Origin of the sequence: Paenibacillus sp. FSL W8-0439 (genome assembly GCF_038008995.1) — a bacterium.
GTDB lineage: Bacteria > Bacillota > Bacilli > Paenibacillales > Paenibacillaceae > Paenibacillus > Paenibacillus polymyxa.
The window spans coordinates 2,640,768-2,654,018 of record NZ_JBBPAK010000001.1 but is presented as its reverse complement, the minus strand read 5'-3'; the positions used below and the strand labels follow the sequence as shown (position 1 = coordinate 2,654,018).

The window sequence follows — 13,251 nt, the reverse complement described above, 5'->3', positions numbered from 1 at the left end:
TCCATAACTCGGGAATGAAACAAGAACGAGCAGAAGAATGTTTGATTCAAGGAAACTTATATTAAGCGCTTACATCATAATTAAAATACAATTTGTTTTTGTGTTTGTCAATTCTTAAAAAACTATTCCTTATACTGTCCTGTCGAGTCTCGTACAACCAGATCTGCCGGGACAATCTCCGTCGGCGGTGAATAATCGGGATTCTCAATCATTCGGATGAGATGCTCTCCTGCTTTCATTCCCATTAGAGTAATGTTCTGATTGATCGTCGTAAGCTTAGGCATGGTCAGCTCCGCATAGAACGTGTTGTCAAACCCAACGACGGAAATGTGCTCAGGTACTCGCTTTCCGATTTCGCGAATTGCTTCGATCGCACCGGTCGCCATATAGTCTGAAGAGCAGATCACGCCGGACGGTGCTTCCGGAAGCTGTAGCAGGCGCTTCATCGCCTTATATCCACCTTCAATGCTGTATTTCTCTACCTCAACATATTTGGCATAGTAAGGAAGATCCCTCGAGCGCAGCCCTTCCTGATACCCGGAAAATCTCGTTTGACCAACCAGACATCCCAAATCCCCGGAAATAAAGGCGATGCGTTTATGTCCAAGTTCCACCAAATGCTGAACACCTAAGTAAGCACCTCTGCGATTGTCGGCTGTTACATAGCCGGTTCTAGGTCCCAGCAGATCGGTATCAATCATCATCGTCGGCATCTCAGCCTGAAGCAGATCCAAAAAATTTTGATTAGTTCGATCGACACCAAACATGACAACTCCATCTACATTGCGGCTGATGCAATGCTTAGTGAAGGTATAATCGGGATTGCTAAGATTCGGTGATAGAAAGAGCAGGTCATAACCGCTATCTTCAAGAGACTTTCTTAACCCATCAAGAAGCTCCGAAATAAAAGGATTCGTGAAGAAATCCAGCAGGAACATCCCGACCGTCCAGGAACGCTTTTTCACGAGGCTTCGGGCAACCACATTCGGCTGGTAGTTTAGCAATTCAATCGCCTTGTTTACCTTATTCCTCGTTTTGCTGCTGACATCAGAATAATTATTAATCACTTTGGATACCGTTGCCACTGATACCCCTGCTTGTTTGGCCACCTCATGGATAGATGCCACTACACTCACCCCAAACCAAAATAAACGAATTCACACACAGTACATAACCATTTACTATATATTATACGCGATGCTCAGCCTCATAGGAAACGTTCAGTAATATCGAATAAACAAAAAAAAGTCGCCAATATGGCGACTTCCAAGCGTATATGTTTTTATCCATTGATAACAGTGACAACAAGTTTACCCTTTTCTTCTTTGTGCATTTTTAACTTCCTTTGCTTCTAGTTGATCTCCAAATAGTCAATGTATGCATCCCATGTTCCGTTTTCAGCTGTTAGAACGAGCTCAATCTCTTGATTTCCGGCTCCATGGCTGACATTGGTTAGAGTATAGACCGCGGGATTGCTCCCGCCGAAGTAGAAGGTCCCCTTTGCCTGTCCACCGATTTTTAGGTCGACTCTGGCCATGTTGGAATTACTTGAAGCACCACGGAGTGAAAAATGATGGGTGCCGCTCGCAAAATATTGCGTGTACTTCACCAAATCATTGTTAGAATATAAAGCAACTCCGTTGAACGGCAAACTGATATTCCCGGTGTACTGACCGCCTTTGGTCATACTCTCGACTTCCACTTTTGTACCTGCGCTTGGAGGAGATGTAGAGCTGTCAGGCGCCACCGCGCGACCGGTGGTCGGCGAGATCATGCCAGAGCATAGGCTACGGCTCTTGAGATTTTGTGCAATCTGCGGGATCGCTTGGAGCGTCGTCTGGTACTGGTCATGCATAAGGAGCACGTCGCCGTTTTGCAACCTGTTCGCAGACGCTACGATTTGGGCCGTAGTGGCACCGTTCCAATCCTGGGAATCAACGCTCCACAGCACTTCAGTAAGAGCATTTTGGCTCTCGGTGGATTTCAAGGTCGAGTTGGTCGCACCGTATGGCGGACGGAACAGCTTCGGTGCAGTTCCAGTAATCGACTGGATCGCCTGCTGCGTCCGTGTGATTTCTGACGACATTTGCGAGCTACTCAACGTAGTCATATCCGGATGCGTATAGGAGTGGTTACCGATCCACATGCCTGCATCCGCTTGGTCCCGTACCAGAGACGGGCTATTCTGCGCGTTCTGCCCGATGTTGAACATCGTTGCGCGCAAACCGGCCTGCTTCAGAGCCGCAAGCAGTTTTGTCGTGTTACTGGTATTTGGGCCATCGTCGAACGTCAAACCTACGTAACCGTTCGCGCAACTCGCATCGGCAGCACTGGCGACAGACATCATCGGTACGGAGAACAATGTACCGATAAGCATCAGAGCCATTGTGCCTTTTACTAGCTTTGCTTTAAGCATAAAAGTATATCCTATTCATATAGTATTTGTTTTCACCAAGATTTGGACTGAAAGATTTTCCGTTTGCATTCCCTTGCTCTGCTACGAGTTTAATTGCCAAAAACAGCCTCGTATCTATTAATTGTAAACGTTTACAGATGGTGTTTTATCATCGAATTCTTCTTATTTAACCTGCAAAGATTTAACCTTATGCTGTAAAATGTTTAGTTTTTTGTACAAAAAAGCTGACATCATGATGTATCAATGTCAGCTCTATAAAAATTATTATTTCCTATTAATGATCCAAGGAAGCCTTTTCTCCCTTGAACACGATCATAAAAATGGCACCGCCTGTAATTACTACAGCTAGAAGTAGTAACGTTAAATTGCTGTATAAATATGCTGCAACGTCAGTAACGATTGGGAAAATAGAAAAGTTGAACCTCAGCTGTGTAAGCAGTCCGCCTACAACTGCGATACCGATCCCTTCCGCCAAAAAGCAGGAAAAATTCAAAAAACCCATACCTGAGCCAGATTCGTCAGCACTTAGCGAGCCTGCCACAATGGTTGAGATGACCGTTTTGACAAAGGATAGTCCACCAAAAATCAAAACCAATGCTCCTGAGATGATCCAGGGGCTACGATCGGCAAAAAGTGAAACGATTAAAAGACCCGACCCCAGAAGCAATAACCCTGCAACCATGACAAAACGAGCTCCCTGCCTATCGACCAAAGAACCGCCAACGATCCCGAAAAGAATCACGCTAATCGTTCCTGGAAACAGAACACCGCCTCCAATAAGGCTTGTCGACATCTGGTGCACTTCTCTCATCATATAAGGGATCATAGACATAAATCCTGCAACGGTTCCTAGAAGTATTCCACCTACAAATACGCCGACAATAAATCTTCTCCTCTTGAATAAAGCTGGTTCTATGAAAGGTTCCTTAGCTCTTCGAATTCTCAGCACAAATCCTATGAAAAGAATGACACTGATGTTCAGATACCACCACTCGTAATGTGTCGTAAATAAAGTGAACGAAACCGTTCCAAGAACAAAGAGCAGGCCTCCCGGAACATCAAGCCCACCTTTTTTCACAGGTTCGTCAGAGAGCGTCCGTAAGAAAAACGGTAGTGTGACTAGCGTCATCATGGGCAGGAAAAACAGATAGGACCAATGTACATAGTCCGCGATCCAGCCTCCAAGTATAGGACCAAAACCTTCTCCCAAGGCAACGGTCGATCCAATCATACCAAAAGCTTTTCCTTGATGCTGCATTTCGATACTTTTGGTGACGATGACCATAATCAGCCCAGGGACGGCAGAAGCACCCGCTCCTTGGATAAATCGTGCAACAAGCAAAATCGGAAACCAGGCATGAAAAAGCAAGCCAATTAGCGATCCCCCGCCGTATATCATCATACTGATGAAAATGAGTTTTTTTACGCCGTAAATATCCGATATTTTTCCGTAAACGGCCGTTCCAACAGCAAAAGAAAGAATGAAGCTGGTATTAACATAATTTGCAGCGGATGGCTTAATTCCAAATTGAGCGGCAATGTCGGGCAACGATACGTTGAACACCGTCTCATTCAATACGCTGAAAAATGCAAGCACGCACAGCCAAATCAAAGAATTAGGAATACGTTTCTCAATCGATTTTTCCATTATGCAAACCCCTTAAAAATGCCAGGGATTACGCAGTTTATAGGGCCAGTGATGCGTTATCCCCTTTAATTTGTGCCCTTCTTTTCACTATGTACTTCATTCTAACGCCTCCACAAAATAAAAGTAAAAATCTGTTTAATTTCAATTACCTAACCATATTATCACTAAAATAATAAAAATATCACCTGTTATTTTTGACGATAATCATTTCATGACGAGGTAAAGCAAAAACGGTTAGTTCCACTCGTTGGATAACAATGTTTAGCCTCTGCGCTATCTTATTAACGCAATCTCCTACTTATTTATTTTCAATGGTAGATCATCAAAAACATATATGGAACTAAGTTGTTTGTTTGGAAATTGTCGCAAAATATTTTACAACTATCTCGCGGAATTCCTGAGCAGCCCGCGAAATATACCGATTCCTGTTCCATAATAAAGCAATTTCCCGTATCAATTCGTGATTCTCTACCTGGAGGTATTTGAGATGCTCCTGCGAATTTCGTGCCGTGCTCGGTATGAAAGCTATGCCAATTTCGGCTTCCACAAGAGTACTAAGCCTTGCAGGTTCATCCCCCTCATACACATATTTAGGCACAAATCCTTCCGACATGCATACAGAGTCCACTAAATCACGAGTACCATAGCCTCTCTTTACGCCGACAAACCATTCTTCCCTTAGCTCTGTCAAGGATACGCTATTTCGATCCGCAAGCCGATGCCCCTTTGGAACAGCTACAAGAATGGGGTCGATACATACGATTTTACATTCGATGTCATTCCCTTCTACAGGAGGTGAGGATAAGCAAAAATCAACCTCCCCTCTATGAAGAAGTGTAACCATTTCCTGCGTGGTCAGCATTTGCACATGAAATTGAATATAGGGTCGTTTTCTCCGGAACTCTCGAAGGATATTTGGCAATGTGCTTGCGGTGGTCACTGCCAATTCGAGAGTTCCGTGTTCTGGGCTGGATAAGTCGCTAAGCTCCTGCTTCCCTTGTTCTAATTCAAACAAAGCCCTTTCTGCACGGTGAAGAAATTTGCTCCCGAACTCATTCAATCGCAGTTTTCTCCCTGTTCGATCGAATAAAGGGACCCCCAGATCTTCCTCCAAGCGTTGAATCGTTTTGCTGAGCGACGATTGAGTAACGTGCAGACTTCGTGCAGCTTCTGTTACATGTTCCAAACGAGCTACAGCGAGAAAATATTGCAGTTGAAGAAGTTCCAAATCGCATCCTCCATTCATTCCCTCAAATCAATGAGATTATAACATCAAATGCATTGGAATAAATAATCGATTTCGAGTACGATGACATTAATTCGCTATAGGGGGACCAGAAATGAGTGTTCGCAGCTGGTGGTTAATGATTTCAGTTGGTCTAGGGATACTATTGAATCCATTAAATTCTTCGATGGTTTCTGTTGCGATTCCAAGTCTGCAAAAGGTATTTCGCCTTGACTTTACAGGTGTTTCCTGGATTATTTTTTCTTTCTACATTGCAAGCAGCATCGCTCAACCTGTCATGGGCAAAGCCAGCGATTTATTCGGTCGTAGAAAGATATTTCTTACAGGTCTTGTTGTATCATTCATTGCATCATTACTAGCCCCATTGTCACCAAACTTTGGATCGCTCATCGTGTTCCGCATTGTGCAATCCATCGGAACAAGCATGATGGTTGGGGTTGGAATGGCCATTGTTCGAATCCATATTACAGAGAAACAAGCGACTGCGCTGTCTGTTTTGTCCATTTTCCTATCAGGAGCGGCAGCAATTGGACCCTTTATTGGCGGGGTTTTGATTCATTGGTGGAATTGGCCTGCCATCTTTTTCATCAATATTCCGTTTGTGGTAGCCAGCTTTCTATTGGCTTGGAGGACTATTCCTAAGGACGAATCACCAACATCCGTTGCACGCAACATGTCCTTTCGTAAATGGTTTGATTTAATTGATGCAAGAGGAATCCTGCTCTTCACATTAGGGCTGGTTGCCTTGCTCGTTGGATTACTCTCGGCAAAATCATCTGGGCATATCTCGTTAGAAAACGTCATTGTCGGGTTAATAGGCCTCGCTGCGCTGGGGGCATTCGTACGATATGAGTTAAAAGCGACGTCACCCTTTATTCCTTTACGCACGTTCGCCAAATATCCTGCGTTGACTTGGGTTAATGTCGAATTCATGTTCGTTAACGTACTCTATTACTCGCTTTTTTTCGGGCTTCCGTCCTACTTGCAAGTGGTAAGGCATGTAAGCGAGTTCCAAACAGGGATTCTCATGCTAAGCTTAGGCTTGTGCTCGCTAGCTGCTTCTCCAATAGCAGGACGATGGATTGATAAATCAGGACCCAGACCGGCATTACTGGTATCCGCAATCCTGATGACATTGGGATCTGTGTGGCTTGTAACATTAAATCCAACTTCTCCGGTGATCAGCGTGTGTTTGGCTTTGGCTGCATTCGGTATTAGCAACGGACTGAACAATGTAGGTATGCAAGCTGCCTTGTTCCAAAGTTCTCCAAAAGAAATAATCGGTGTAGCATCCGGATTGTTTAATACATCAAGATATCTGGGAACCATTTTCTCTTCATTGTTGATAGGTATCGTAATGGGAGGTAAGTTCAGCTTCGAGGGATTTCAAGTGCTTGGGATTGTCCTTACGGTAATTGCATTGACTTTGGTATTCATGAGTCGGCGACGCCGGGAGTCAGGACAATTGCGAGAGTCATAGGTTCACCGTTTCTTCAAATAAACCCCTCTGCTCTTTATTTAACGTTAACTTTTCAACGAAAGAGAAAGGAGTTTAGTTAAAAAATAGTTGGCACCATTCCCCCATCCATACGGATTGGAGAGCCCTTAAATGCGGCTGCATAAGGACTACATACAAATGTAGCTAGTCTACCTATTTCTATAGGTCTAATAAATCGTTGTATTTCGGATTGAGGCAGGTTTTCGGCCATAAATTGTTTCTCTTTTTCTAAAAAAGTCATATCATCATTGGCATAAATACCCTCAATAATTTGGTGTACATTTTCAGAAAGCGTTGGTCCTGGCATAATCGTATTGACTGTAACTTCTGCTCCTATTGTTAATTTAGATAAGCTTTTTGACAGTGATAACAGCATCGATTTGGTCATACAATACTGTGGCATTTGCCCTGAAGGCATGATTGCTTCTTCACTCGCAATAAAAATAATACGGCCATAATTGTTTTTCAACATTTTAGGTAAATAAAATTTAGATAATCCGTTTGCAGCAAGAACATTAGTACGGAAATATTTTTCCCATACTTCATCGTCAACGTCTTCATATTGCATAATTTCATAAATCCCCATATTATTCACTAAGATATCGATATTGGGGTATTTTTCAAACAAAACCTCCCTCTGCTCCAGATCCACAATATCGGCTGTAGCATTTTGAGGAAAGGTCGTTGGAAAATTTGATTTTATTTCATTTACAGTTTGTTCTACCTCTTCATTATTCCGTCCATTAATAAGTACATTCACACCTTCTTTGGCAAGCTCAACGGCTATTGCTTTACCTATACCTTTCGTAGACCCTGTAACTAAAGCTGTTTTATTGTTTAATCCCATATCCATAATACTTTTCTCCCTCTCATTCGTTTATCTTTGCTGGCAAGCGAATTCTTAGCTTATTTTTAAACAACCTTAAGCTCTGGTATCTGATTATATTACCTTGGGCAGCAATGCTCAGTAACTAGCATATTGCGCCAAAGTTCTTGTTTAACACGCCAGATGAATAAGGTCAGTAATTACAAGCTCTCTGTAGAATGAATGGAGTTGGGAAACTATTAATAGATAGTCGATCTTCCTAGCGATTCTTTTGATATCGAGTTGGTATCTAAATGTGTAGTGCGCCAATTTGAAGGAGTATCCCCTTCCCAAAGACGAAAAGCGCGGTAAAATGAGTTCTGGTCTTCATATCCAATCAAAAAGGCCACTTCTTTTATATCAAGCGAGGGATCTGCCAAGTATTCTAGTGCCTGCTCATGTCTAGCTTGTGTTAACAGTTGTTTAAAGCTCGTATTGTCGTCAGTAAGCCGGCGCTGCAAGGTACGATCGCTCATTCTGAGCTCCTTCGCCACAGCCTGAATGTCGGGGCGTCCTCCGGTGAGGCTACGTTTTATAATCCATTTGACCGCCTCAGTAATTGAGCGGCTGCACTGTTCATCCAGCGACCGGTCCAGAGCGGGTGTGAGAATCTCTAACAACTCTTGGTTGTATGAGACAAAAGTTCGGTCCAGATCTCTTCGATATAACGTCAATCGATTACATTTTGCACCAACCTGGACACTACACCCAAAATAAGCTTCAAGAGCCTGTACATCTCCCATGGATTGCGAAAATTCTACGAGCTGCGCCGTCAAAGGCTGGCCAGTGCCTCGGCGCCCAAGCTCCAGAAGACATGCAAGTGTAATACCCGTCAGCATCGGTGGACCGGGCTGTTTGGTATATAGCCATTCCAGTTCTATGGTACAGTGCTCCCCCTCCTCAGTGACACGTAAGGTTTCGGGAGGACATAGTTGTTTGTACCGAGCCATTCGGTTTAGAGCGTCGCGGTAGTCACGAGCGTGGTAAGTCGCTAAGACGGTCGGTGGGTACTTCGCTGTCTCAAAGACAGTTGCAAGCTTAACGATTCCTTTTGCAGTGTCACCAATGAGATCGGAATATGCCTGCCAGATCGCGAGATATTGTACGCTTGTGACTACGGGCTCATGAATAATGGTGAGCGGCAGTCTTGCTTTACAAGCTACGTCGTGAGCGGAAATTCCTAATTGATACAAACCTGTCCAAAATCCTGGCGGAATTTTAATATGCTCAGAAGTATGAGACTTCTTCATACATAGAGACCTCCTTTATTACTTCCATTTTACCTACTAATTGCACTCTCTGATCATTCCAGTATAGTGAATTTTGTTAATATATGCTTACTGAATGTTTGACCACCATAATAAAAAAGCAACCGGCATACCGGTTGCTTTTGAGTCATTTCTACTTCCAAGTTTATTTTCAAGAACACCAGGGTGTATCAACGTGTATGTTAAATTACTATGTTAAAGCATTCTGTCTTCATAACACCTGGCAGCATAGGAATATTTTGTATCTAAAAACCTGTAGTATACTGTTTCGGGATCGTTGTCTCTTTTTTCAAGTTTGTTGCGGCCTCAAGAGCCCAGTAAGGATTTCTTAACATTCCTCTCCCGACAGCCACAAGATCTGCGTCCTCATTTCCTACTACAGCATTAGCCAGGATCGGATCATCGAGTCTTCCGACTGCAATGACTGGAACTTCAAGTGCTTGTCTGATTTCTCGAGCAAGTGACACCTGGTATGCTGCGTGACTGCCTGGTCTACCCCATGCAGCGATAGGTCCTTCCCCGCCTGAAGAAATATCAAAAATATCTACCCCTGCTTGTTGGTATTCTTTGGCAAAAGAAATGCTATCTTGAATATCGTATCCGCCTTCTACGTATTCTTTAGCGGAAATGCGCATGATAAGCGGCATGTCTTCCGGCATCTCTGCCTTGGCTGCCTGAATAACTTCTCGACCAAATTTTAGGAGATCTTTCCCGTATTCATCATCTCTTTGGTTGGTAAGAGGCGAATGAAATTGATGGATTAAATATCCGTGAGCTCCATGTATTTCAATGGCATCAAATCCGGCCTTCACAGCACGTGCTACAGCGCCGCGGAACTTCTCCACCATTTCTTTAACTTCTTGTGTTGAAAGTGCTCTAGGTAATGTAGATTTCTCATCAAATGGAATAGCGGACGGAGCAACAGGCACTTCAGCATCTTCTGCTTTACGTCCAGCATGAGCAATTTGAATACCTACTTTTGCTCCATAACTATGGCAGGCATCTACAATTCTTTTCAATGCAGGAATTTGCTCATCAGACCACAATCCCAGGTCAAAGTCAGAAATACGTCCATCTGGTTCTACATCAGTCATTTCAACTATAATGAATCCAGTTCCACCAATGGCACGACTTACATAGTGCATAAAATGCCAATCGGTAGCTATACCATCTTTCTTGTCAACAGAATATTGACACATTGGAGGCATGACGACCCGGTTCTTTAATTCCAAGTCTTTAAATTTATAAGGACTAAATAAATCTTTCATTAAGAAAGACCCCTTTCTAGGTTTTATAGTGAACATATTATATGCATGCACATGCATATAATACAGCATGCATTTTTTATTTGTCAACTACCGTTTAAACTATGCATTTACGTAAATAAAGGCCCAGAGATTGTATTCTCTAGACCTAGGGTTAAATTTTACTCTATTCAGACATTAAATTTCGTATTAAGTTTTAATTTTATATGAAAGAATTATATTTTTTCAATGAGTGATTGTAATTTTTGCTTCAACTCATCTTTTGAAAGAGCCGACTCCAAAATTTGGTTGAAGGTTTCGAGCGCTCTGTCAAACTTCTTTTCCCCAAAATCGGTCATGCTTGTATAGATTCCCCGACGATCATCTTCACATATATGTCTTTGCAAAGCTCCGCAGCTTTTTGCTTCCATTCTGACTACCAGTCTAGATAATGCACTTTGGCTTAACCCAACCATCTCTTGTAAATGCTGTAATCTTAATTTCTTTTCCTCGGTTTGAGATAAGAAATACAGAACCAAAAATTCATTTAAGGATAAACTATAGTTTTCTTGAAGTGCATGTTCCAATTCATCGTTTATGTTCGATTGGAGTTTAGTAAGGGACAGCCAAATATTTAAAAGTTCGATAGTATTGTTGTTATGCATTTCGACTCACCCGTTCTATTCTAAAGTATAAATAACACATATTATAGGAGTCATTATAGGGAATAATTAATTCTATCAGGGTTACCGGAAATGGTCAAAACCCTTAAGAACAGATAGAGGTTATAAAAAATCCTTTCTGAAGCAGTGACTTAAGTGGTCAACACAAAAACACCTTTCAAAATCGGCCTCCATATTTAGAAATGGAAGCATTCTCCTGAAGGTGCTTTGTTTTGAAACCTATTGTAGTTTACTAATTATTTATGGTCAGATACTCTTTTGCGCATTCCAGCCAGTCCCAGTAACCCAAGTAAGCCAATCCATCCCCAATCCATATCGTTGTCATTATCTACGGCGTTTGCTCGTACACTGTTAGCGTTGTAGGTTGAATTGTTGTTGTGATAAGCATTATTAGCTGTGTCATTGGCCACATCTACATTTGCACTTTGTGCTGATGAAGGAACGACTAAAGCTGCAAAGAAGAACATGGAAGCTACAGCAGTGACTATTTGTTTTTTCATAAAAAGGAATCCTCCCTGAAAGTGTGATGCATATAATTTCTCCAAAAAACTGCTCCTTATTCCATTGTGTATTTACAAATTTATTTGGATACTTTTAATCATTAATTGGAACTATAAGATCGGTGTAAAAAATATTAAAGGAGCGGTTATGATGGGAATATTAAGTGGAAATCCAAAAGATGAACCAATGCACTATGGTGAAATTTCCGGTGTTTGGCAATTTTCATTGGCCGCAAAAGGAGCTCTGTCTTTCTACCAAGCATTCCTGAATCATGCAGGAGATAAGGATTTGAAAAAAATATTGGATGCACTCATTGATCAAGCGAAACTTGAAATTAAAGAGTGTGATACACTCCTTACTGATAATGGGATTGCTCCAGCGCCAGTCTTACCAGAAAGACCTCCAGTGAAACTTGAAGATATTCCTGTTGGTGCACGCTTTACTGACCCGGAGATTGCTGCTAAAATTGCGTCTGATACCTCATTGGGACTGGTGGCTTGTAGTCAAGTGATGGGGCAATCCATTAGAGAGGATATAGGGGCCTTGTTTGCAAAATATCATGCTACCAAAACAGCTTTAGGAGTTAAGATTCTTCAAATGACTAAAGAAAAAGGATGGCTGGTGCCTCCTCCCCTTCAAGTGAAAAGACCTGAAGCTGTTGAAGTTTAAAAATAGATTAAATCGCTTCTAGCCATATTCAGAACAGATTGAAAGTTAAAACAATAACCCCCATTATCCTCAATATGAGGACAATGGGGGTTAGATTTGTTTACAATTCGTTAAATATCTCTTCGAATCACGCTTTTGTTCGCTGCCGCCTCAAAAATCGTCTCAATCAGCACCAGTACACGGTGCACTTCTTCGCTTTTGATCGCAAGCTCGGCTTTTCCTTCAATGGTGGAGACAAAATTTTCGTAAAAGCTTTCTGCAGCAGCAGGTATTTTCTCAATCGGGAACTTAAGGGTGGATTCCTCAGACGGAGGTGCCATCGTTTTCGTCAACCCTTGACCTGCTTGAATCGGTTTGGGTTCCACGTGAGCGACATCTGGATTCCGAGTGACAATCTCTCCGCTCAGATCCCAATCCTTGATCACTGCGGTTCCTTCGGTTCCTTTAACATACCAACGCGGCAACTTTACGTAATTCGTTGTACCTACTTCAATGACCGCTGTAAGACCGTCCTTAAACTCAATGAAGCTACTAAAGCCGTCATCCACTTCTGTCCCCAAAATATAACTTAAGGTAGCGGTCACGCTTTCGATTTGACTGTCCGTAATCTGAAGTAGCTGATCCAACAGATGCACTCCCCAATCCAGCAGCATTCCTCCACCATACGCTTTCAACTGCCGCCAATCGCCTGGAATGCCGTTAGCTCCCTGAACCCGCGATTCCAGATGGAAAAGATCGCCAACAGTCTTCTTACTGATTATATCTTTGACAATACGGAAGTCTTCATCCCATCTGCGATTCTGATGTACTGTAAACAGACGATTTTCTTGCTTGGCCACCTCGACAATATCTAAGAAATCTGCGCTCGTGATGGTAACGGGCTTTTCACAAATAACATGTTTGCCAGCTTGCAATGCTTGAATCGCAATTTCTTTATGAACGTCATTAGGCGTTGCTATTAATACAATATCTACGTCCTGATCGCCGAGAACGGCATCTAGACTGGCATAAGTTTTATAGCCGGCTGCTGCAGCCAATTCCATCCGATAATCGACAATATCATATACACCGCCAATGGCAAGCTGCTCAATAGGTTCAATTAATTGAACATGGTAGCTTCCCATACCTCCATAACCAATAATAACTACATTGTATTTCCGATTGTCCATTTTCATTTTCCTTCCACTCCTAAATTGAGCCACCACCTATCAAA

Annotated in this window: 12 protein-coding genes; 2 read left to right on the top strand and 10 right to left on the bottom strand. The window is 42.5% G+C overall.

The genetic code is table 11. From position 1 onward, the window contains the following. Window positions 1-122: 122 nt before the first annotated feature. The 4 genes from MKX36_RS11540 to MKX36_RS11525 form a co-directional block, all read right to left on the bottom strand. Window positions 123-1,127, bottom strand: coding sequence for a LacI family DNA-binding transcriptional regulator (locus MKX36_RS11540; protein WP_340864699.1), 1,005 nt, complete (start codon window positions 1,125-1,127; stop codon window positions 123-125). Between the two features lie 224 nt (window positions 1,128-1,351). Then, on the bottom strand, window positions 1,352-2,416 hold the full coding sequence (locus MKX36_RS11535) for a polysaccharide deacetylase family protein (RefSeq protein WP_016818771.1): 1,065 nt from the start codon (window positions 2,414-2,416) through the stop codon (window positions 1,352-1,354). 274 nt (window positions 2,417-2,690) lie between these two features. Continuing rightward, window positions 2,691-4,064: an MFS transporter gene (locus MKX36_RS11530; protein WP_263560334.1), complete on the bottom strand. Its 1,374-nt coding sequence runs from the start codon at window positions 4,062-4,064 to the stop codon at window positions 2,691-2,693. A 340-nt stretch (window positions 4,065-4,404) separates the two neighbouring features. After that, on the bottom strand, window positions 4,405-5,292 hold the full coding sequence (locus MKX36_RS11525) for a LysR family transcriptional regulator (RefSeq protein WP_090891434.1): 888 nt from the start codon (window positions 5,290-5,292) through the stop codon (window positions 4,405-4,407). 112 nt (window positions 5,293-5,404) lie between these two features. Between MKX36_RS11525 and MKX36_RS11520 the strand changes: the two genes are divergently transcribed. After that, on the top strand, window positions 5,405-6,790 hold the full coding sequence (locus tag MKX36_RS11520) for an MFS transporter (protein ID WP_103042410.1): 1,386 nt from the start codon (window positions 5,405-5,407) through the stop codon (window positions 6,788-6,790). Between the two features lie 76 nt (window positions 6,791-6,866). Here MKX36_RS11520 and MKX36_RS11515 read toward each other — a convergent pair whose 3' ends face one another. From MKX36_RS11515 to MKX36_RS11495, 5 genes are all read right to left on the bottom strand, one after another. Continuing rightward, window positions 6,867-7,661, bottom strand: coding sequence for an SDR family NAD(P)-dependent oxidoreductase (locus MKX36_RS11515; RefSeq protein ID WP_340864698.1), 795 nt, complete (start codon window positions 7,659-7,661; stop codon window positions 6,867-6,869). 212 nt (window positions 7,662-7,873) lie between these two features. Beyond that, a complete protein-coding gene (locus MKX36_RS11510; RefSeq protein WP_045245260.1) occupies window positions 7,874-8,923 on the bottom strand; it encodes an AraC family transcriptional regulator in 1,050 nt (349 codons plus the stop codon). A 263-nt stretch (window positions 8,924-9,186) separates the two neighbouring features. Continuing rightward, the gene (locus MKX36_RS11505) at window positions 9,187-10,209 is read right to left on the bottom strand and encodes an NADH:flavin oxidoreductase/NADH oxidase (protein ID WP_045245259.1); all 1,023 of its coding nucleotides are present in this window, start codon (window positions 10,207-10,209) and stop codon (window positions 9,187-9,189) included. Between the two features lie 212 nt (window positions 10,210-10,421). Then, window positions 10,422-10,850, bottom strand: a complete 429-nt coding sequence (locus MKX36_RS11500; protein WP_016818764.1) for a MarR family winged helix-turn-helix transcriptional regulator — start codon at window positions 10,848-10,850, stop codon at window positions 10,422-10,424. Window positions 10,851-11,104: 254 nt separating this feature from the next. Beyond that, complete coding sequence (locus MKX36_RS11495; protein WP_016818763.1) at window positions 11,105-11,368, bottom strand: WGxxGxxG family protein; 264 nt, start codon at window positions 11,366-11,368, stop codon at window positions 11,105-11,107. A 151-nt stretch (window positions 11,369-11,519) separates the two neighbouring features. Here MKX36_RS11495 and MKX36_RS11490 point away from each other — a divergent pair, with 151 nt between their 5' ends. Then, window positions 11,520-12,038 (top strand): DUF3231 family protein, encoded by a 519-nt coding sequence (locus tag MKX36_RS11490; protein ID WP_044787915.1) that lies wholly within the window; start codon window positions 11,520-11,522, stop codon window positions 12,036-12,038. A gap of 110 nt (window positions 12,039-12,148) precedes the next feature. Here the strand turns inward: MKX36_RS11490 and MKX36_RS11485 are convergent, their stop codons facing one another. Continuing rightward, on the bottom strand, window positions 12,149-13,213 hold the full coding sequence (locus MKX36_RS11485; protein ID WP_044787916.1) for a Gfo/Idh/MocA family oxidoreductase: 1,065 nt from the start codon (window positions 13,211-13,213) through the stop codon (window positions 12,149-12,151). Between the last annotated feature and the right edge of the window lie 38 nt (window positions 13,214-13,251).

Bases quoted from the DNA above. Each gene is read 5' to 3' on its own strand.
- MKX36_RS11535 (WP_016818771.1), bottom strand. From the start codon at position 2,416: ATGCTTAAAGCAAAGCTAGTAAAAGGCACAATGGCTCTGATGCTTATC.
- MKX36_RS11530 (WP_263560334.1), bottom strand. From the start codon at position 4,064: ATGGAAAAATCGATTGAGAAACGTATTCCTAATTCTTTGATTTGGCTG.
- MKX36_RS11520 (WP_103042410.1), top strand. From the start codon at position 5,405: ATGAGTGTTCGCAGCTGGTGGTTAATGATTTCAGTTGGTCTAGGGATA.
- MKX36_RS11515 (WP_340864698.1), bottom strand. From the start codon at position 7,661: ATGGATATGGGATTAAACAATAAAACAGCTTTAGTTACAGGGTCTACG.
- MKX36_RS11510 (WP_045245260.1), bottom strand. From the start codon at position 8,923: ATGAAGAAGTCTCATACTTCTGAGCATATTAAAATTCCGCCAGGATTT.
- MKX36_RS11505 (WP_045245259.1), bottom strand. From the start codon at position 10,209: ATGAAAGATTTATTTAGTCCTTATAAATTTAAAGACTTGGAATTAAAG.
- MKX36_RS11500 (WP_016818764.1), bottom strand. From the start codon at position 10,850: ATGCATAACAACAATACTATCGAACTTTTAAATATTTGGCTGTCCCTT.
- MKX36_RS11495 (WP_016818763.1), bottom strand. From the start codon at position 11,368: ATGAAAAAACAAATAGTCACTGCTGTAGCTTCCATGTTCTTCTTTGCA.
- MKX36_RS11490 (WP_044787915.1), top strand. From the start codon at position 11,520: ATGGGAATATTAAGTGGAAATCCAAAAGATGAACCAATGCACTATGGT.
- MKX36_RS11485 (WP_044787916.1), bottom strand. From the start codon at position 13,213: ATGAAAATGGACAATCGGAAATACAATGTAGTTATTATTGGTTATGGA.